The organism is Serratia sp. MYb239 (assembly GCF_002966855.1).
In the GTDB taxonomy this organism is placed as follows: domain Bacteria; phylum Pseudomonadota; class Gammaproteobacteria; order Enterobacterales; family Enterobacteriaceae; genus Serratia_B; species Serratia_B rhizosphaerae.
In genome coordinates this window covers 2,971,687-2,990,104 of record NZ_CP023268.1, presented here as the reverse complement: position 1 = coordinate 2,990,104, position 18,418 = coordinate 2,971,687, and the positions used below count along the sequence as shown (strand labels likewise).

Genomic DNA, 18,418 nt, shown 5'->3' with positions numbered 1-18,418 from the left:
CTCAGGCGTCCTGATCGAAGCTCAACTGGCGCAGGCTGTGCAGCGGAAACTCGTCGCTGTCGCTCAGCCAGGTTTTCAGGCCGTAACCGAGATAGTGCGGGCTGTCGCCGAGCGGCTGCCATTCGGTGCGCTTGCCGAGCAGCAGGGCGTCGTCGCTGTCTGCCGCCAGCGGATAGCGCGCCGGCAGCTGACATACCTGCTCGCGGCCGTCGGTCAGGCGCACCAGCGCGTGGCTCCAGACCAGATCGATGGCGCTTTGCGGCGCCTGGAACTGGATTTCGGCGATGGCGGAGAACGGCAGCCAGTAGTACACGCCGTTGAGCGCCAATTCACACACCGGGCCGAGGCGGCCGTCGCCGTCGGTCAGCCAGTCGAAGGCGACGGTTTTTTCATCATCGCCGTCCGCCAGCAGCAGGCTGCCGCCGCTGGCCGGCGCGTCTTCCAGCGCCTGGTCGCGCAGCGCCTGCGCCTGTGCGGCGTCGCCGGCGACGTCCAGCTGCAGGGCCTTGACCATCTGTCCGATCCAAGGCTGATCCTGCTTCAGCAGCGCCGGTGCGGCCTGGCCGGCAAACACCGCCTGGCGCTGCAGTTCGGCCTCGACCGACTGCAACAGCAGCAGGGTGGTCGGCTGCGCCATCGGTTTCAGCGCCTGCCAGGATTTCAGCTGCGCTTTGGCGCGCTGCCAGTTGCCGCTCAGGCACAGCAGCTGCACCAGCGCGGCGCGCAGATCGGCGTCGGCCGGGCGCGCTTTGATATCGGCTTCCACCGCCTGGGTGGCTGCGCTGACGGAGCCGCCTTGCAATACGTCGGTTAATGATTTCACAACAAAATACCTCTTAATCAGTGGGCGGCGTTCTGGACGGTCAGATAACTGCCGCTGGCCGGGTCAACCCGGTCGGCGGCCAGCTGATCCACCAGCCGTACGCTGAGCGGCTCGCGATAGGCGCTGAGCAGCGGCAGCCAGGTTTCACGCACTTTGGCGACGCGCTGTTTCACCCGATCGGCATCGGCGGCCTGCTGGCGGGGGAACTCGGCAATCAGCGTGCCGCTGAAGAACCAGGCGTGCTGAGCGGCGTCAAACGGCAGCACCAGATAGCTGCCGGCCACCTGCGGATTGGCCAGCACCATGCGCTGGCGGTTGGCGCTGACCACGGTCAGCGTCTGGCCGGCCACGTCAATATTCATCAGCGGGTAGCCCTGCAGGAAGCTGATGGTCGGCGAGCTGCTTTTGCCATTGCTCTGCAGCTGGACTTTATCGCTGCCGCTCAGCCAGCCGTCGCTTTGGCAGGTGAGGTTACCGCCGGCAGGTACGAACATCGCGCTGCCGGCGTCGTTGCCTTGCCAGTAAGTGCGGAACTTGCAGCCTTTCGGCAGCTCGAACACCTGCGCCGGCGCGGCATCGGCCTGCGGTGAACTGACGGCGACCGCGGCCGGCGGCATAGCGGTTGCCTGCTGTGCTTCCGGCGTTGTTTCCGGCTGCGCCTGCGGCGCCGTTTTAACCTGCGGCTTCCAGCGCTGGTTTTTCAGCGCATCGCCGGCTGCCAGCGTGTTGCCGGCCTTATCGGTCAGCGTCCACGGCAACTGGCTGACTTTGGGGCACTGTTTCGCCAGCAGGCTGCCTACCCGCGGCAGGAAGCCGTCCAGGATGGCGGCGTCCTTTGCGTTAGCGGAAACAATACGCAGCGGGATGCTTGGCGCACACCAGCTTTCCGGCTTGTTGTTTTTAACGTTGTCGATAAAGACTTCGAGTTTCTGGCTGGGAGAATACACCAGCCGGTAATTTGCCGCGTGAACGGCGGGTACCGCCATCAGGGCGATTACACCGGGCATCCAATATTTCATCGTTAACCTTAGCTGTGTTATGCGGTTCAGTCGCGCGTGAGGAAACGTTCTGCATCCGCCAGCGAATGCAGCAGCGTGGTCTCTTGCGGTGAACCAATCCATACGGCGATAGCGCTGTAGTTATCGCTGTTGTTGTCTTTCTTCCATGCTTGCTGCATCAGGGCGATCCACTCGCTGGGGGAGTTGACCATATGCAGCGATTGCTCCAGTTCGGCCTGGGTAAAGCTGTGCCAGAAGCCGTCGGTGCACAGCAGGAAAACGTCGCCGTCCTCTAACTGCAGTACGTCGCTGTAGGTAGCGTCGCGCTCTTCACTCAGCCCCAGCGCAAAGTACAGCAGGTTGCTGTTGATGCCGCTGGTCTGGTAACCGGCGTCCTGCATCTGCTGGATCAGGCTGTGGTCGGTGGTAACCGCGTGCAGGTAGCCGCGACGGAACAGGTACAGGCGACTGTCGCCGGCGTGGGCCCAGTAGGCCAGCTGGTAATCCCGGTCGATAAACAGGCTGACCAGCGTGGTGCCCATCTTGCTGTACTCTTCGGACTGATTCTGCTGCTGATGGATGGCCGCATTCGCCTGCGAGATATGCTGGCGGATGCTCTGCGCATCCAGATGTTTTTCGCCGTTAAAATTGTCCAGGATGGTGTCGCGCGCCAGTTTGGCGGCGACTTCGCCGCCGGGAAAACCGGCGATGCCGTCGCACACCACGAAACAGGCTGCACGGTTGCCAACCACTTCGCCGGTCTGATCCTGATTTGAGGCGCGGCCGCCCTGATTAGAGGTAGAGGCTATGGTGATATTCATTACACGTCCGGTTTGGTTTGGGAGTCTTTGTACTGATTCACTTCAACATCATAGGCATGCAGGAAGGCTTCACCAAACAGCGTATGGAAGTCATCTTCGATCTCGCCCGAGGTCTGCTGGTAATTTTTTACAAAATAGTCCCACAGCGCCGCTTTACGGTTGGAAGGCAGCGCCAGCCGCGGCGCGGAGCCTTCTTTACGCGCTTCTTCTTCCAGACGGTCCGGGTTAAAGGACTGCAGCATGGCGGCGATGATGGCGCGAATGCCGGCGATCATCCCCAACTGGTGCGCCTGCAGATCGATCAGCGCATCGCGCACCGCCTGCTCCGGTGGCATAAAGCCCGGCATCTGGCTGCCGAACATCTGCATCAGCACGGTTTTACCGGACGGCAGCAGTTTGAACGGGTTATTGGCCTCGTCGAGAATCATGGTCATCTCTGCCTTCACGCCGCGCTTGAGGATAGAGCGCGAAGAGAGCAGGGCGACGGTGCCTTGAGAGAACAGGCTCAGCAGGCGACCGACCTGACGTACCTGCTGCTCGTCAAAATGTGGCTGCGGCTGCAGGTCGTCCAGGCCGATGCCCTGCAGCAACGCTTTGAGCAGCGGGCCTTCCAGCACGTCGCCGTTAGACGCCGCCGAGCCTTGGGCGCGGGCGTTCTGATAGGCGATAGGATCGATACCCAGCCGGTTGCCCGGGCGAGAACGCTGCTGGGGTTCCACATGCGGCGCGGCTTCAGGCGGCACGAGCGGTTCCGGCTGCGCGCGTGGCGGCTCCTGCGGTGCGGCGGCCTGCGGCTGTGGCTTCGGCGCTGGTGTTGGCTGAGCCTGTTGTTGCGGTTGCGGTTGCGGTTGCGGTTGCGGCTTGGCCTTTGGCGCTGCCTGCGGCTGCGGTGCAGGCTGAGGCTTTGCCGGTTCAACCGGGGCTGCCGGCGTTTGAGGTGCGGCCACGCTTGGTGCTGCTTCCGGCTGTGTCAGCGGTACGGCGCCGCCCATCAGCAGCCCCAGCGGATCGTTGCTGTTTGATGCGCCAGGCGTGCTGGGCGCGGAAGAACCGCCGAACAGCGCCAGCGGATCCAGCTCTTCATCTTTATTGCCGCTCTCCGTCACCGCCGCTTGCGGGCGTTTTGACGTTTCCGGTTTGGCCGGTTTCGGCTGGTTTTCCGCCAGCAGCGTGCTCGGCGTGGTATCGGTCAGGATATTGTCGCGCTCGAAGGTGCTGTCGGTTTTGAACAGTTCGGCCGGGTCAGTCTGTTTTTGCTGCAGCTGGTGCAGATCGACATCGCCGTCCAGTTGGCCCAGCGGGTCGCTGGGGTTCAGTTCGCGCTGTGGCCGATCGAGCAGCGGGTTATGGTCGGGCTGCGCTGCTGGCTCCGCTTTCGGCGGTACGGCCGCGGCGGCGCTTGCCGGTGTGAACTCTTCCACCAGGCTGTCCCAGATTTCGTTGGGGATCGGCGCGGCGCCGTTTGCCTTGGCGGCCGGCGCGGCATCGGCCACCGGCGCCTGAGGCACCGGTGGCGCAGCGGCTGCCGGCTGCACCGGCGCGGCCTGCTGATTCAGATCGTTGACCTGGATCTGATAATCATCGATACCGAGGATATCGCCATCCTGCAGCTCCACCTGACGGCCGCGCTCCAGCGGAATGTCGTTCAGCAGGACGCGGGTGACGTTGCCACGGTTGGTGATGCGGCACTCGCCGTCAGCGGAAATATGCACAATGGCCTGCAGGCGGGAAATCGCGCGCTCTTCATCCGGCAGAACCAGGTTGTTGTCCACGCTGCGGCCGATGGTGCCGCCCGGCGGCAGGAAGTCGCAACTGCTTTGCGGCGGGTTTTGGCCATTTTTGTTTTTTACAATAGAAAATCGCATAAGGCATTCCTGCTGATTAGGTTTGATGCAAACTGTTTTCACGCCCATGGCTGCGGGTAGTGATGAATAAAGAGGTTGTTACTGTTTTGGTTGCCGTGTTTCGGACGTGCCTTCAAAGTTAGTGACAGGGGGCAGTAACAGAAAATAGGCGACCATAAAGAATATGCTGCCGTACCAGACTTCAGGGTAATCGGGGAAGTCGATAGCCGGGTAAATGTGGTCAAAAATAGCTTCGCCATCAAGACAGATGGCGCTTTGCAACGCAATGCAGACGATTGTTACGCCAAAGTGCGCAATAAATAACGGAAACCAGTGCAGGCGTATGGTTTTTTTTCGTAGAAAGTAGAGTCCCAGCAGTACCGCAATGGAAATAAAAAAATAGCCAACAGGGAATCCGTAGGAGTAAGGGTAAGTTGATAATGGTGTTGTCATCGTTAGCCTTGTCTTTTGTTTTTATGTTGGTTTTTTTTACTATCACTCTTTAGCTTCTTGTAATACGTGTTTCGTGGCAGTAGAACAGAGTAGGCGATGGTAAAAAATAACCCACCGTACTGCACGACTTGGTATTTGATAAGTTCAACGGGGTAGAAAAGACTAAAGAAGTAATTGCCGTCACCAAAAACAATGAACTGCACGGCTCCGCAAATAACAACAATAACTGTCGATAAAATAAAAAGTGAATGGCTATGCTTTTTTGTGACGTATTTATTTAAATGGAAAAGTAAAACAAACAACGCTATGGAGATGGTAAAGTATGAAAATACAAATCCATATGAGTAGTTAAAGGTGGAGATAGTGACGTCATTGTTCATTACCAATCCATTAATTTTTGTCTTTATATTTTTCGATGATGCTATCAAGTTCCCGGCTGTGATAGAGGTCAATGCACTTAGTTAGCGTCATCGATTCGCCGGACATACTGTCATAATGCCTGGCAAGAAACCGTTGAGCCAGACTGCGCACTGCGCTATGTGCCTCAAGTGAGTATTCGCCAAACTCACTATAGCCTCTTGCCGCTGCGGCCGCGTCGTTTTTAACCTCTGTTGCCGAATAGCCTTTGGCAATACAAACGCTGATAGCGTAATTCTTCAGATAGCTCACTGCATCACCGTGGTAAGATCGCGGTGCAGCATAGACAGATAAAGAGGTGAAGAAACAGGCCAGGCTAAGGCAACTAAGAAACGATAATTTATTATTTTTCATAACTATCTTTCCATGTTTTACGTTGTCATTTCCCATGCTGACCGCCACCGTAAAGTGTTTGTTTTATTTACTGATGACTGCGTATTTCTTGAAAATACTTTTGGCTTGTTCTGATGTTGGTAATGAAAGACAGGCCAATGTGTTATAGCTTCCAGGCACTGAACCGCTACTCTTTTTTTGCAGGTACTGATGTATCAGCACTTCGCTGCTGTCAAAGGCCTCGATCGGTAGTTGACTAAATTCAAGATAAGCACTGGCAGAGCGGAATGCATCTTGCCGGGTGCTTTCTGAGTCAGTAAATTCACCGATGCAACGACTGATTAGCCAATTGTCATATATTTTATTTTGTGGTAGGTTTTCTATTTTCATATCATTTGCAAATGATGCACTTGAAGAAAATAAAAAACAGATAAATAGAAAGCGGCTTATTTTTGTTTTCATAACAAAATGTTCAGACGTTATATTTAGCCTTACCAATATGATGAAAGTGAGTCAATACGAGTCGACATTGCTTCAGTCAGACAATTTTTGTCATTCATGCACTTATCTCTTTGCTGTAACCATGATTTTTGTGATTTCATCAATGATGTGGATAAGTTTTTATCACCGATATTGTTGGATTGTTTTTTAGCCAGCAACCAGGCACGAGCGACACTTTTATCATAAGCGGCTAAATTAAAATCCGAACATATCGCTTTCTCAACGTTGCTTTTAGCATTAGAGCACTCGAATGAGGCAACGGGTTTAGGGTTTGCAGGCAACCTGTTAAGTTGCAATAACGAACCATCATACCAATTGACCAGTAATTTATTTGCGTTGAGTACGGCAATGCGGGCATTCATGGCGTTGTCGGCAGGGCCGAATGAGCCTGAGGCACAAGTTATTTCTTGGGCCAAAACATGCTTGTTACCATCCTCGTTTAATTCATAGCTTTTAGCCGTGATGGTGTGTTCGCCGCCCATCGTGTCGGTAATATATTGGTCAAGGCTGATTGTCTTTTCAGCAAGTTTTGGGGTGAGACAGTCACTGCCTTCTGGCAAGTTTGTTTGGATTTTATTATTGCTAATAGTAATGACTCTACCGACTAGTCGCGGATCGTTAAACTGATAACTAAGCGTACGTGTGGCATCGTTATTGATATTTGCCTGGTTAACTTGCCATTGACCTTCAATAGGGGAGACTATTGACGTATTATTGTTTTTGTCCGCAGCACATACGCTGAAAGAAAGTATAAATCCGCAGGCTAGTAATTTTAATGAATTCATTAGGTATTATCCTTATCGATAATTTCCATTTAGATATAGATCAACTTCGTAATTTCTTCTATTGATAAGACCTTTCATTACCTTTCCGGCAGAGGTTATTGCTCTTTTTATTTCTGTCATTGCGTCAGATATTCTATTTTGATTGATTAATGAAGCAACATTGTTAAATCTCCCTCCGGGGTTATAGGAAAAGCAAACTAACGCATCAAACTCTTGTTGGGTTAAGGGGACATGAATTTTACTTTTCACTAATTTTTCATACGCGGGGATGATAAATTTAAGTAATGAGGTTTCTTGCGCAGCAGTTAAAGCAACCAAATTATGGTTTTCTTGTGAAAAAATCCTGGCGTCTTGGTGTTTTAAACCAGAGGCCTTACTGATCTTATCTGCTGTTGTACTATCTAATCCTATGGCGATCATTGTGTTCTTTATAGAGTTAACAGAACGCGTTTTCATATCATAACCTGGGCCAAGGGTTACTCCACTTGCGCCACCTGGCCAGTGAAGATGGTTACTTACGCCTCGCCACGATTCAATATTGAATATAAACCTTAGTCCACTTTGTGATGTGGTCATTGCTCGCGTCCCTTGACGCCCGGACTTCCCTCCAATGGGGGGTTGTGGTGCCCGTACTACTGATGGTTTGCCTAAAGCTGAAAAAGTTTTTCGGCCAGCAATTACATCGATATGTAAACCTTTTTTAAGCTGAAACTTCTTGACTGCGAATTCTGTTTTTCCGCCAAAAATACCATCAGCATAAATATTCGCACCTTGTCCGATAAGCATCTCTTGTAGGGATTTTACATGAGATCCTTTATCACCTTTCCTGATAGCTTTCATTGTTATTTATTTTTAAGTTAATAGATAAATTTAAGTTGGACAAGAATAAACCTCCCCCAAGGGGGAGGTTATATTGAGATTAAGCTTCGCGGTTTTCTTTGATGTTCCAACCTGCGCTGCTTTCTGCGCCTTTACCACCTTTATCGCTCTGCTCCCAGTACTGCTGTTTAACTTTAGCCGCCTGGAAGGAGTAGGTTACGCCGACGGTGTCTTCACCGCCTGAACCGGTGTACTGCACAGCGGTAACCAGTACGTCGTCCAGGGTGATTTTTACATACTCAACCTGAGTACCGCCGGCTTTACAGACGGACAGTTCGATTTTGGTCAGGTGCTTACCGCTGGAGCAGTGCTTCAGCAGAGCCGGGGTGGATTTATCAACCAGCGCGTTAACGTGCAGGTCGTTAAAGCACACTTTACCGGCACCGCCGCCGCCGCCCACGCTCATGTTGCCCGGTTGGGACGCGCCCCAGGAGAAAGAAGTAATGTCGGTCCAGCCTTTGTGGTTGGAATCTTTAGATTCACCGCTGGCGCCTTCAACTTTCAGGAACATATCAATAGCCATAGTTTATTCACTCTTTTTAAGGGTTAATAATATTAACGTTGCGTTGAAAAATCAGGTAATAGCAGCAGGAATTGGAAAGTTGGCAATGCACTACCATTTAACGCTCCTTGTGCCATGCACCTTATGAAATACCGAAAACTATCGGTATTGTTTATCGAGATACTATTCTAAATAGTAATAACTCAATAATTATTTATGCGGGTTATCTGTTTCCCATGAGTGAGTTGGATTGCCGACGATTAACGTGCGGGACAAACCATCTAATTCATGGCTGTGATATAACCGCAGGCAGTTCAGGGTAACACCCTGACTGTTAGTTTCAGACTCGCTATGAAATTCATTGGTTCTTGACTTGAATTTATCAATAAGCGCGTTGATTCTATCATCTCCAGACTCTATATCAAACGGTATCCAGTCTCTTATTGCATTAGCCGTTCTAGCAGCGTCAATAGAAAAAGTTTTGTCTGAATCAGAAACCTGAGATAAGCAACGGGATAATGCCAGTTCTTTGACCGCCTGCTGATAAGGCATTTGCTTGATAAATGCTACCGGGTCCTGGGCATCTTTAGCAAATGATTGCAGGGAAAGACTTACTAAGACCGTAGTGAGACTGGTTATTATCAACTTACTCATGGTAATTCCCAGAAGTTAGCATGTGTGGTCGAGTACTGAGCACTAGCCTCATTAAAATAACAATGATCGGAACACTGAGAACCATTCCAAAAGGTTGCGTGTCCGCCGGCGTTACTCCAGCCCGTAATTTCGAATAGAATTAACCCTTTCCTATTAGCCAGTTGAGCTACAGGCAATTGCGGGTAACTCATTATTAAATCTGGCTTTCCCCATGTAGTGTTAAGGTAGGCAATCAAGTCCCTGACTCGAAAAAAATACCATTTCTTATCTGCGCCAGAGACGGTTAACTGACTTATCCTGGGGACGGGGTGGCCCGTGTAGTTAAGAACGTAACTCATTCTTACTGCACAACTATTTTCCCATCCGCCTTTATTTACAGGGATATCGAAATTGCGTTTTACAGCACCGCCGATAGTATTTTTTACTTTTCCCAACGGATCATTGGGATCATAAATATTTTTTGCAGCAGCCCATGCTGCAAGAAAACGTGGCCTCGTGCCCATAGACAATATCCTTATTTTAATCAGGCTGCGCATTACCGCAGCCTGTCATCGGCGCATCAGGACGCGTCATTCTTCTTCAGCGAAGGCAGTTTCGACACCAGACGCAGGGAAACGGTCAGGCCTTCCAGCTGGTAATGCGGACGCAGGAAGAACTTGGCGCTGTAGTAGCCCGGGTTATCTTCGATCTCTTCCACCTGAACTTCCGCCGCGGCCAGCGGTTTGCGGGACTTGGTTTCCTGCGAGGAGTTGGCCGGGTCGCCATCTACGTAGTTCATGATCCAGTCGTTCAGCCAGCGTTCCATATCGTCGCGTTCGCGGAAGGAACCGATTTTGTCGCGCACGATGCACTTCAGGTAGTGCGCGAAACGGCAGCAGGCGAACAGGTATGGCAGGCGTGCAGACAGCTGGGCGTTGGCTGAGGCGTCGGCGTCGTAATATTCCGCCGGCTTCTGCAGTGACTGTGCGCCGATAAAGGCGGCAAAGTCGGAGTTTTTGCGGTGCACCAGCGGCATAAAGCCGTTTTTCGCCAGTTCCGCCTCGCGACGGTCGCTGATGGCGATCTCGGTCGGGCACTTCATATCCACGCCGCCGTCGTCGCTCGGGAAGGTGTGGCACGGCAGGTTCTCTACGGCGCCGCCGGATTCCACCCCGCGGATCGCGGTGCACCAGCCGTACTCTTTAAAGGAGCGGTTGATGTTGGTCGCCATCGCGTAGGCGGCGTTGGTCCAGGTATAGTTGCCGTGCGTTGCGCCGTCGGTATCTTCTTCGAAGTCGAACTCATCAACCGGATTGGTGCGGATGCCGTAAGGCAGGCGCGCCAGGAAGCGCGGCATCACCAGGCCTAGGTAGCGCGCGTCTTCCGACTCGCGCAGGCTGCGCCAGGCGGCATATTCGGTATTCTGGAAGATTTTGGTCAGGTCGCGCGGGTTGGACAGCTCCTGCCAGGATTCCATCTGCATCACGCTTGGCGCGGTGCCGGCGATGAACGGGCAGTGGGACGCGGCGCTGATCTTGGCCATTTCACCCAGCAGTTCAACGTCCTGCGGGCTATGGTCGAAGTAGTAGTCGCCCACCAGGCAGCCGAACGGTTCGCCGCCGAACTGGCCATACTCTTCTTCATAGATTTTCTTGAAGATAGGGCTTTGGTCCCAGCCCACGCCCTTGTGGCGCTTCAGCGTGCGGCCCAGCTCTTTCTTCGAGATGCTCATAAAGCGAATTTTCAGCAGCTCATCGGTTTCCGAGTTGTTAACCAGATAATGCAGGCCATGCCAGGCGCCTTCCAGCTTCTGGAAATCTTCATGGTGAATGATTTTGTTGATTTGCTGCGACAGCTTTTCATCAATCTCCGCGATCAACGCCTGAATGGTGCGATAGGCGTCAGAGGAAACGGTCACGGTGTTTTCCAGCGCCTGCTGCGCCAGCGTTTTCACCGCGTTGGCGACGGCTTCTTTCGCCTGATCGGTCTTCGGACGAAACTCTTTGTTCAACAGTGCGCTGAACTCGTCGTTGGATAAGGTTTCGTTAGTCTGTAACGCTTGTTGTTGCTGAGGCGAGTTGCTCATCAATTAATCCTCACGCTCGTTATTGTCGTCTTTTTTCTCCGCCGGTTTCGGCGCGTTAGTCAGAGATTTCAACAGCTCCGGGTTTTGCAGGATCTGGGAGATCAGCTCTTCGGCGCCGTTTTTACCGTCCATGTAGGAAAGCAGGTTGGAAAGTTGGGTGCGTGCTTCCAGCAGGCCGCCCAGCGAATCAACCTTGCGGGCGATGGCGGCAGGGGAGAAGTCGTCCATGCTTTCAAAGGACAGATCGATGTTCAGCTTCCCTTCACCGGTCAGGGTATTGTCTACCTGATAGGCCACGCGCGGCTTCAACGACTTCATGCGTTCGTCGAAGTTGTCGATATCGATATCGAGGAACTTGCGTTCGTCGACGCTCGGCTGCGGGTCTACCGGTTTACCGACCAAATCCGCCATCACACCCATTACAAACGGCAGCTGAATTTTGCGTTCTGCGCCGTAGATTTCGACATCATATTCAATCTGGACGCGCGGCGCGCGGTTGCGGGCGATGAACTTCTGTCCGCTGCGGGATTTCGAGTTTGCCATGAGTTACTCCATCTAATGACGATTAGGAACGATTGCCATCGGTAACGGCGTCGTTCAAATTCTGGCCTGTTTCTGTTACTACAGGCAACGATAGTGGTCGAAACGAAAAACGACAAGCCGGGGTTCAGTTTCAGTGGTTGTCGTCGTTATCAGTGCGCCCAAGAATGGTTTCCAGTTGGTTAAGACCATCGGGCGCCAGGTCGCGGACGATTTGCATAAAGTCCAGAGCGATCAGGCGCTGCACGCGGTCAATCATCAGCGGCGCCGGATGGCTCGGTTCATTCAGCTGAAAATAGCTTTTTACTTTTTCCAGCATCAGTTGGGCATCGTCGCGCGACTGAATCTGCGCGCTGCGCCAGTTGAGCGCCGCCGCTGCGGCCGGTTGGGCGCTGGCGGGCTGCTCGGGTTGCTGCTCGTCGTGTGCTTCCGGCGTTGCGACGTCCGGCGCCGTGGTGCCGCCGGCCTGCGCAATCACGTTGAACATTTTCAGCAGGGTGTGCATTTCCGGCAGCGCGCTTTCGCCCAAGTGGCGCGTCACGATGTCGCGAATGGCGGCCAGTTGCAGAAGGATAGTGCGCACCAGTGCCACCGCCGGCTGTTCCGGCTGGCCCAGCTCATCCTGCAGGCGGGCGCGGCCGCCGGGGAAGGTAGGGCACTCCTGCTTGCTGCCATCCAGCAGCGAGCAGGCGTCGCGCAGCATAATCTCGCCGGCGGCGCTTTTCAGCAGCCAGGCGGATCGTACACAGCCGGCCAGGGCGGACTTGTCGCCGAGATCCGCCAGCACGTTAATGCGGAACAGCGGGTCGGCTTCGCCGTCAAATTCCAGCTGCGGCAGCAACGGTTCCCAGTAGCGATCCAGCGCCTGATGAATCAGCGTCAGGCCGTCGGCATAGCCTTGCAGGCCGCGCAGCTGTGTCCAGGCGCGCGTCAGCGGCAGCATTACCCGCAGATCCTTGGTGCGTTCCAGCAGTGCGGTCGCCAGGCGCTCCACCTGCACCCAATCCGGCGCTTCAGCCGGAATAATGGTGTCGCCGAACTGCTGCTCAGCCTTGCCGGCACAGGCCTGCTCCATCGCTAAAAAGTCAGCGTCATATTCCAGATTGTCGCCGCAGGGAGAATCCGCGTTAATCGGGGTCAGCAGGGTTTCGATAGCCATACACAGTCTCTAGATAAATGAAAACGCTGTTAATCAAACATTTGCGGATATTGCCCGCCGCGGCCGGGACGCGCCCAGCCGTTAGGCTCAAACAGCAGCGAGAACAGCTGCACCGTCAGGTTACCGCTGTGTACATGGGTATAAAGCGGATGACCATCGGCCTGATTGGTCCACCAAAAGCTGGTGTACTGCGCCGGGTCGAAACAGTCAGCGGCCTGTTGCCAGCCAAGCCCCGGCAGATCCGGATGGCGAAAGCCGATAATCGACAGGATTTCGGACTCGCTCTCTTCCGGCGGTGTCGGCAGCGGCGGTATGTTCAGCAGGCTCTGGTCGATCTGCTCGGCGGAAAAACTGTTGCGCACGCCGTTGAGCAGGGTGTGGCCCAGTTGCCGATACCATTCCGCCGCCATATTCAACTGCTGGATATGCCACTCTTCCGGCGTAAACAGACGGATGGCGCAGATCGGGTAGTGGCGCCCCACGCGGTCGCGCGCCGGCAGCAGGCAGCCCATCTGGATATATTGGCTGCCGAGTGTTGCGGGAATCACAAAATTCCACACCGGCGCATTGCTGAACGGGTTGCTGGCGTTATCGGGCAAGTTTTGTTTCTGGTTGACTAAACCGTTGTGAAACCACTGGGCCCAGTTGCTGACCACTAAGTCGGGCAGGCGGCGCTGTAAAAAATCACCGGCGGTGGGAATCTTTCCATACCAGCCGATGCTCGCTGTCGGGCTTTGGTCGTTGCTCATGGTGATGAATGTCCTTTCGGGGCTACGGGCAAGAGAATGCCGGCAGCTGGAACGGATTGCGGATACTGTTGGCGGTGAATTCCAGCGTGACGCGGTGGCCGTCGAGGTTAAACGTCGCCTGACGGCTCAGGCTGCTGCCGCCGGCCGACAGGCTCGCCATATCGACCATGCGATTCAGCGCCCAGGGGCCGCTGGTCAGCAGGCTGGCGGTGGTGCCGTTCGCCAGCGCCAGCTGCAGGTGCACCTGATTGGTATTACGGGTGCCCGGCCAACTGACCACCAGCGGCACCAGCGGACCATGGCTGTATTTGAACAGCTGCCCGTCAATATCCAGCGTCATATTGAGAATATCGTTATCCATCCGCACCGGACGCACCGTCACGCGGTACGACGGCGTAGCGGTGCCGTTGGCAAAGAAGGCGTCGCGAATACGCTGCGCCTGCTGGAACGAACGCAAGATACCTTCGCCGCCCGGCAGCGTTTTGCCATCGACGCCCGGGGTGAAACGCCAGTTGGCGCGGGTCGTGTCCACTTTGCCCTGCAGGTTTTCACGGAAGAAGCTGTCCATCAGCCCGCTGTTGGGCGCGAACATGCGCGCCAGGTCATCCGGCGTGACGTCTCGTTTTGAACGCGAGGAGAGGGGATAGCGGCCAGCTATCGCCTGTCGGCAGAAGCTGCCGACCTCAAAGCTGATGCGCTTTTTTACGTTCTCCATCTCCTTGCGTTGGGTATCGCTGCTGGCGCCGATCGCCAGCGATAACAGCATCTGTTTAAACGGCGTCGGCAAACGGCCGGATTCCGCCTGCAGGCGTGGGATCACGTCGCTCGGCGGCGCCGACATGCCGCTGTTGGCCGCACCCTGAACTGCCGTCAGATAGCTGTACAGCTCGTCGACCTGTTTCAGAACGCCGTCAAACACAATCGCTTTGCTGCCTTCGCCCTGGCCCTGGGCCAGTTCCAGCAGAGGTGCGAAGTGCGCCATCACCACCTGTTCCGGCTGGGCGGAGACGTCGCCGTCGGCGTTGCTCGGGCGGTTGGTGAACAGGGCTTCCAGCGTACGGTTGGCGCTCTGGTTGATGGATTCGCCGGCTTTATTCGCCAGCGAGCGTGCTTCCTCACCCTCTTTCTCTTCCCGCAGCGTGACGTTTTTACCGACGTTGACCAGCAGGTTGCGCATCGGCGACGGGTTGCCGGACAGCAGGCGTGCGCTGCTGATGCGTTGCGTCAGGTTGCCAATGTGGGCCAGCTGAATATCGCCCAGCAGTTCATCCCAGACGGCGATAAAATCCTGCATATAGAGCTGACGTACGGTTTTCGTCAGATCGGCGCTTTTCTGCTCCGGCGTCTGGGTGTTCAGCACCCAGACATCTTCTTGGCGCAGCGTATCGGTCACTTTGTCGATATTGCTGTCGAACGCTTTCCAATATCCCTGTGGCGTAAACAGGCCGGGGATGCCGTCGGTGATTGGCTTGCCGCTTTTGCGCGAGAACGCCAGCTCGGTTTGCGGGCCGGCGAGATCCACCAGACGAACCGGTTTAATCTCGGTCTGATTCAGCAACAGACGCTTCAGACGACCATACACGCGCTGCGACAGCGGAGCGCGGTTGATGGCGGCCTGCGCCTGACTAACCAGCGCCTCATCCTTGGCGTAAGGCGAAGCCTGAATCTGGCCGTCGAGCAACTGGCTCAGGTGCCATTCCAACTGCTGCAGCTGTTTTTGGGTGCTGCCCTGCGGCAGATTGCGCTGCAGGTTGAGCATTACCCAGGCGCGCAGGAATTTGCCGTCGTACTGCTTCGGCAGATACAGCATCTGGTAAGCCTTCAGCGCTTCGTAGCTGAAATCGGCGTCGCTGTGGTTATCGTTGCGCAGGGTAGTGGCGATCTGTTGCGCCACCTGCGGCAGCAGCAGCTCTTGCAGCGTTTTCTGATACAGCGCGTTGCTGGCGTCGCTGACCTGATCGCCGCGATACAGCCCCATGCGGTAGGTGAACGGCGGATCGTCCAGCGAAAAGTTCTGGCTGTCCGGCAGATGCAGCACGCTGTTCAGGAACGGCAGCAGGGCGAACATATCGCCGGAGTTCAGCTGGGTCAGCCCCTGGCCCTGACGCTCCACCGACGGCGCCTTGGCGGAGACTTCGGCCAGATAGGCCTTGTTATTGCCGTAGCTGGTGAACCAGAAAATCCCCAGAATCGCCAGCACCACCGCCAGAGCGATGTAACCGGCCCAGTGCAGCGCACGGTTGCGGTACTCCCACCAGCGGTTGCTGCCGGCCAGCCCGGACTCCTGGAAGATCACCGTTTCCAGCGTCTCTTTCAGGAAGAAGCTTTGCCCTTTGGCCGCCGGGATTGGTGCATCGTCGTTGACGCTGTCCCAGGAGGTCTGCGCGCCGTTGCGCTGGCCGTTGCCGGCTGACGGCAGTTGCAGATAGCGGTTCAGTTCGCCCATCACCCGGTCGAACGGCAGGCCTTCCTGGGTGCCGCTGGTAAAGTAAATACCGCGCGGCGTGAAGCGCGTTTCAAAGCTGGAGGTGGCGAACACCACGTCCAGGTACTGCGCCAGCAACGGTCGCAGTGCGGCGAATTCCTGCGGGAACAGGTAACTTTCCGAGCGCTGGCGGGCATCGTGTTCCACCAGCAGCGTATCCGGCAGTGCCGCGTCGAGACGCTGTTGCAGCAGCGTATACTGCTGCTCAAATTCGCCGCTGAGGTTGAAGTCGGGCTGGCGCGAGCGCTCATACGGGAAGGTGAATCCCCAGATCTGGTCGCGCTGCGCTTTGTCAAAGCCGCTGAAGTAGGCCATAAAACCGTTGAGCAGGTCGGTTTTGGTCACCATCACATACACCGGGAAGTGGATGCCCAGCTGTTCGTGCAGTTCAATCAGCCGTTTGCGCAGGGCGCTGGCCTGCGCATTGCGTGCTTCGGCGCTTTCCGTCATCAGGTCGGCGACGCTGATGGTCACCATCACGCCGTTGATCGGCTGGCGGGTGCGGTATTTCTTCAGCAGGTTGACGAAGCTTTTCCATTCGCCGGCGTCTTCTTCCCGCTGGCTTTCCTGAGTGGTGTAACGGCCGGCGGTGTCCAGCAGCACGGCATCGTTGGTGAACCACCAGTCGCAGTTGCGGGTGCCGCCGACGCCGCGCAGCGCCGATTTGCCGAAGCGATCCGCCAGCGGGAAGTGCAGGCCGGAGTTCACCAGCGCGGTGGTTTTCCCTGCGCCCGGCGCGCCGATAATCACATACCAGGGCAACTGATACAGATACTGGCGGCTGAAGCGGGTCATCCAGCGGTGTTTATCCCCCTGGCCGGGGGCAAAACGCGCTTTTTTCAGCAGTTGGGCGGCTTCGTCAAAGCGCTGCGCCAGCAGTTGATCCTGCTGCGGCTCCGCCTTGGCGTCGGCGTCGTCGGCCGGCGCCTGCTCACTGGCGCGCAGGTTGCTGAGCAGCTTACGGTTGAACCAGGCGCTGTAGATGCGCGGCACAATGCGGCACAGCACCCAAATCAGATAGATCACCGCGATAGTGATGATGCGGTTCAGTTCCGGCTCCAGCGGACGGTAATCGCCGATGGCCACCAGCGGGCCGATCATCCAGATGATGAACGCCATGGCGCTGATGCCGGCAAAACCCCATAACAGGCGGCTGGTGATGATGGAGAATAACGTACTAAGCATTACTTTCCGTTTCCTTGCTGCAGTCCGTTGATTTCCGCCTGAGTATTCTCTGGCGCAACCAACAGCGTAATTTCAACCCGGCGGTTCAATGCGCGGTTCTCTTTACTGTTGTTCGGCGCGACCGGGTTGCTTTCGCCGCGGCCTTCCGCTTTCACCCGCTGAGGGTTATCAAGATGTTTTTGCAGCCGTTCGCTGACGGCTTCTGCGCGCGCCAGCGAAAGTTCCCAGTTCGAGGCGAAACGGGCGCTGCGGATCGGCTGGCTGTCGCTATAGCCGGTCACCAGGATTTTGCCGCTGACGCCGTTCATTGCCTTGGCGATGCGGTCGATGACCGGGATATACGCCGGGCGTACGCTGGTGGCGGCAGAGTTGAACAGTCCATCGCCTTTGAGGATCACCACGCTTTGCTGCGCTTCATCGCGCACTACGACCAGGCCTTCGGCGATCTCCTTACGCAGGAAGCTTTTCAGGCTCAGCACCGGCGGCGCGGCCGGCGCCGGGTTGCCGATCGTCACCTGCGGCAGGTTGGTCTGGTAGATGGAGGCCAGCACCGGGCTGGTGGCATCGCCCAGACGCCAGTTCAGTACGATAAACAGCAGCGAGGCGAGGAAACCGGTCAGCGCCGCGCAGGCCCACAGCGGCACCAGCGGTCGCCACAGTTTTTGCTGCACCGGCAGATCGACCGCGTTCGGCGACAGCGGCGGAGCATAGCCACCGCGCACCGAGCGAATCAGCTGCAGCAGGCGCTGTTTCATGGTTTCCAGCTGCGAACGGCCGTTTTCCATCACCCGGTAGCGGCCTTCAAAGCCCAGCAGCAGGCAGTAGTTGACCAGCTCCAGCAGGTTAATGTGCTCGCGTGGGCTCTGCGACAGCTTGGCCAGCAGTTGGAAAAACTTTTCGCCGCCCCAGGTCTCGTTATGGAAGGTGACCAGCAGGCCGCTGCCCGACCAGACGCTGTTGCTGCCCCAAGGGGTGAGGGCGGCGGCTTCATCCAGCGCGGTGCACAGGCAGTAGCGCGCGCCGATAATCACTTCATACGGCAGATTGGCGCGTTGGCCGCGGACTTCAAAACGGCGAACTTCATCGATCAATTGCTGACGCAGCTGCGCCGGATTAGCGTGCGTCGCCGACTGCCGGATTTGCGAGATCGCATTCAACAGTGGATTGGCGGCGGCCACCAACGGGTTATCCCACTGCGCGGCCTGGATGTTTTCCTGTGTCATAG

18 protein-coding genes are annotated in these 18,418 nt (G+C 55.9%); all 18 read right to left on the bottom strand.

Features of this window, described 5'->3' with window-relative positions; genetic code table 11:
- Window position 1: 1 nt before the first annotated feature.
- Window positions 2-823, bottom strand: a complete 822-nt coding sequence (locus tag CLM71_RS14425; protein WP_105231630.1) for a type VI secretion system accessory protein TagJ — start codon at window positions 821-823, stop codon at window positions 2-4.
- Between the two features lie 17 nt (window positions 824-840).
- Window positions 841-1,842 (bottom strand): type VI secretion system-associated protein, encoded by a 1,002-nt coding sequence (locus CLM71_RS14420; RefSeq protein ID WP_105231629.1) that lies wholly within the window; start codon window positions 1,840-1,842, stop codon window positions 841-843.
- A gap of 26 nt (window positions 1,843-1,868) precedes the next feature.
- A complete protein-coding gene (locus tag CLM71_RS14415) occupies window positions 1,869-2,642 on the bottom strand; it encodes a PP2C family serine/threonine-protein phosphatase (protein WP_105231628.1) in 774 nt (257 codons plus the stop codon).
- On the bottom strand, window positions 2,642-4,507 hold the full coding sequence (tagH, locus tag CLM71_RS14410; protein ID WP_105231627.1) for a type VI secretion system-associated FHA domain protein TagH: 1,866 nt from the start codon (window positions 4,505-4,507) through the stop codon (window positions 2,642-2,644). The genes CLM71_RS14415 and tagH overlap by 1 nt, the downstream gene beginning before the upstream one ends.
- Window positions 4,508-4,585: 78 nt before the next feature.
- Window positions 4,586-4,939, bottom strand: coding sequence for a hypothetical protein (locus CLM71_RS14405; protein ID WP_105231626.1), 354 nt, complete (start codon window positions 4,937-4,939; stop codon window positions 4,586-4,588).
- Between the two features lie 390 nt (window positions 4,940-5,329).
- A complete protein-coding gene (locus tag CLM71_RS14395) occupies window positions 5,330-5,710 on the bottom strand; it encodes a T6SS amidase immunity protein Tai4 family protein (protein ID WP_105231624.1) in 381 nt (126 codons plus the stop codon).
- A 63-nt stretch (window positions 5,711-5,773) separates the two neighbouring features.
- Window positions 5,774-6,151 carry a T6SS amidase immunity protein Tai4 family protein gene (locus CLM71_RS14390; RefSeq protein ID WP_105231623.1) on the bottom strand — a complete coding sequence of 126 codons (378 nt, stop codon included), beginning with the start codon at window positions 6,149-6,151 and terminating at the stop codon, window positions 5,774-5,776.
- Window positions 6,152-6,180: 29 nt separating this feature from the next.
- A complete protein-coding gene (locus tag CLM71_RS14385; RefSeq protein ID WP_105231622.1) occupies window positions 6,181-6,975 on the bottom strand; it encodes a lysozyme inhibitor LprI family protein in 795 nt (264 codons plus the stop codon).
- A 12-nt stretch (window positions 6,976-6,987) separates the two neighbouring features.
- The gene (locus tag CLM71_RS14380; RefSeq protein ID WP_105231621.1) at window positions 6,988-7,815 is read right to left on the bottom strand and encodes a peptidoglycan-binding protein; all 828 of its coding nucleotides are present in this window, start codon (window positions 7,813-7,815) and stop codon (window positions 6,988-6,990) included.
- Between the two features lie 79 nt (window positions 7,816-7,894).
- Window positions 7,895-8,377: a type VI secretion system tube protein Hcp gene (locus CLM71_RS14375; RefSeq protein WP_015672867.1), complete on the bottom strand. Its 483-nt coding sequence runs from the start codon at window positions 8,375-8,377 to the stop codon at window positions 7,895-7,897.
- 189 nt (window positions 8,378-8,566) lie between these two features.
- Window positions 8,567-9,010 carry a T6SS amidase immunity protein Tai4 family protein gene (locus tag CLM71_RS14370; RefSeq protein WP_105231620.1) on the bottom strand — a complete coding sequence of 148 codons (444 nt, stop codon included), beginning with the start codon at window positions 9,008-9,010 and terminating at the stop codon, window positions 8,567-8,569.
- Window positions 9,007-9,546, bottom strand: a complete 540-nt coding sequence (locus CLM71_RS14365) for a type VI secretion system amidase effector protein Tae4 (protein WP_105231619.1) — start codon at window positions 9,544-9,546, stop codon at window positions 9,007-9,009. Before CLM71_RS14365 ends, CLM71_RS14370 begins: the two co-directional genes overlap by 4 nt.
- 23 nt (window positions 9,547-9,569) lie before the next feature.
- Window positions 9,570-11,075 carry a type VI secretion system contractile sheath large subunit gene (gene tssC, locus CLM71_RS14360; RefSeq protein WP_105231618.1) on the bottom strand — a complete coding sequence of 502 codons (1,506 nt, stop codon included), beginning with the start codon at window positions 11,073-11,075 and terminating at the stop codon, window positions 9,570-9,572.
- Between the two features lie 3 nt (window positions 11,076-11,078).
- Window positions 11,079-11,618 carry a type VI secretion system contractile sheath small subunit gene (gene tssB / locus CLM71_RS14355; protein ID WP_105231617.1) on the bottom strand — a complete coding sequence of 180 codons (540 nt, stop codon included), beginning with the start codon at window positions 11,616-11,618 and terminating at the stop codon, window positions 11,079-11,081.
- Window positions 11,619-11,748: 130 nt separating this feature from the next.
- Entirely contained in the window at window positions 11,749-12,774 is a 1,026-nt protein-coding gene (tssA, locus tag CLM71_RS14350; protein ID WP_105231616.1) for a type VI secretion system protein TssA, read from the bottom strand.
- Window positions 12,775-12,803: 29 nt separating this feature from the next.
- Window positions 12,804-13,523: a type VI secretion system-associated protein TagF gene (gene tagF, locus CLM71_RS14345; RefSeq protein ID WP_105231615.1), complete on the bottom strand. Its 720-nt coding sequence runs from the start codon at window positions 13,521-13,523 to the stop codon at window positions 12,804-12,806.
- A 22-nt stretch (window positions 13,524-13,545) separates the two neighbouring features.
- Window positions 13,546-17,193, bottom strand: a complete 3,648-nt coding sequence (gene tssM / locus CLM71_RS14340) for a type VI secretion system membrane subunit TssM (protein ID WP_105231614.1) — start codon at window positions 17,191-17,193, stop codon at window positions 13,546-13,548.
- Complete coding sequence (locus tag CLM71_RS14335; protein ID WP_105231613.1) at window positions 17,193-18,416, bottom strand: DotU family type VI secretion system protein; 1,224 nt, start codon at window positions 18,414-18,416, stop codon at window positions 17,193-17,195. The genes tssM and CLM71_RS14335 overlap by 1 nt, the downstream gene beginning before the upstream one ends.
- Between the last annotated feature and the right edge of the window lie 2 nt (window positions 18,417-18,418).

What these genes read in the sequence shown, in the direction of transcription:
- CLM71_RS14335 (WP_105231613.1), bottom strand. Translation starts at nt 18,416, where the DNA reads ATGACACAGGAAAACATCCAGGCCGCGCAGTGGGATAACCCGTTGGTG.
- tagF (WP_105231615.1), bottom strand. Translation starts at nt 13,523, where the DNA reads ATGAGCAACGACCAAAGCCCGACAGCGAGCATCGGCTGGTATGGAAAG.
- CLM71_RS14385 (WP_105231622.1), bottom strand. Translation starts at nt 6,975, where the DNA reads ATGAATTCATTAAAATTACTAGCCTGCGGATTTATACTTTCTTTCAGC.
- CLM71_RS14375 (WP_015672867.1), bottom strand. Translation starts at nt 8,377, where the DNA reads ATGGCTATTGATATGTTCCTGAAAGTTGAAGGCGCCAGCGGTGAATCT.
- CLM71_RS14405 (WP_105231626.1), bottom strand. Translation starts at nt 4,939, where the DNA reads ATGACAACACCATTATCAACTTACCCTTACTCCTACGGATTCCCTGTT.
- CLM71_RS14370 (WP_105231620.1), bottom strand. Translation starts at nt 9,010, where the DNA reads ATGAGTAAGTTGATAATAACCAGTCTCACTACGGTCTTAGTAAGTCTT.
- tagH (WP_105231627.1), bottom strand. Translation starts at nt 4,507, where the DNA reads ATGCGATTTTCTATTGTAAAAAACAAAAATGGCCAAAACCCGCCGCAA.
- CLM71_RS14420 (WP_105231629.1), bottom strand. Translation starts at nt 1,842, where the DNA reads ATGAAATATTGGATGCCCGGTGTAATCGCCCTGATGGCGGTACCCGCC.
- CLM71_RS14390 (WP_105231623.1), bottom strand. Translation starts at nt 6,151, where the DNA reads ATGAAAACAAAAATAAGCCGCTTTCTATTTATCTGTTTTTTATTTTCT.
- CLM71_RS14365 (WP_105231619.1), bottom strand. Translation starts at nt 9,546, where the DNA reads ATGCGCAGCCTGATTAAAATAAGGATATTGTCTATGGGCACGAGGCCA.
- tssC (WP_105231618.1), bottom strand. Translation starts at nt 11,075, where the DNA reads ATGAGCAACTCGCCTCAGCAACAACAAGCGTTACAGACTAACGAAACC.
- tssB (WP_105231617.1), bottom strand. Translation starts at nt 11,618, where the DNA reads ATGGCAAACTCGAAATCCCGCAGCGGACAGAAGTTCATCGCCCGCAAC.
- CLM71_RS14380 (WP_105231621.1), bottom strand. Translation starts at nt 7,815, where the DNA reads ATGAAAGCTATCAGGAAAGGTGATAAAGGATCTCATGTAAAATCCCTA.
- tssM (WP_105231614.1), bottom strand. Translation starts at nt 17,193, where the DNA reads ATGCTTAGTACGTTATTCTCCATCATCACCAGCCGCCTGTTATGGGGT.
- tssA (WP_105231616.1), bottom strand. Translation starts at nt 12,774, where the DNA reads ATGGCTATCGAAACCCTGCTGACCCCGATTAACGCGGATTCTCCCTGC.
- CLM71_RS14415 (WP_105231628.1), bottom strand. Translation starts at nt 2,642, where the DNA reads ATGAATATCACCATAGCCTCTACCTCTAATCAGGGCGGCCGCGCCTCA.
- CLM71_RS14395 (WP_105231624.1), bottom strand. Translation starts at nt 5,710, where the DNA reads ATGAAAAATAATAAATTATCGTTTCTTAGTTGCCTTAGCCTGGCCTGT.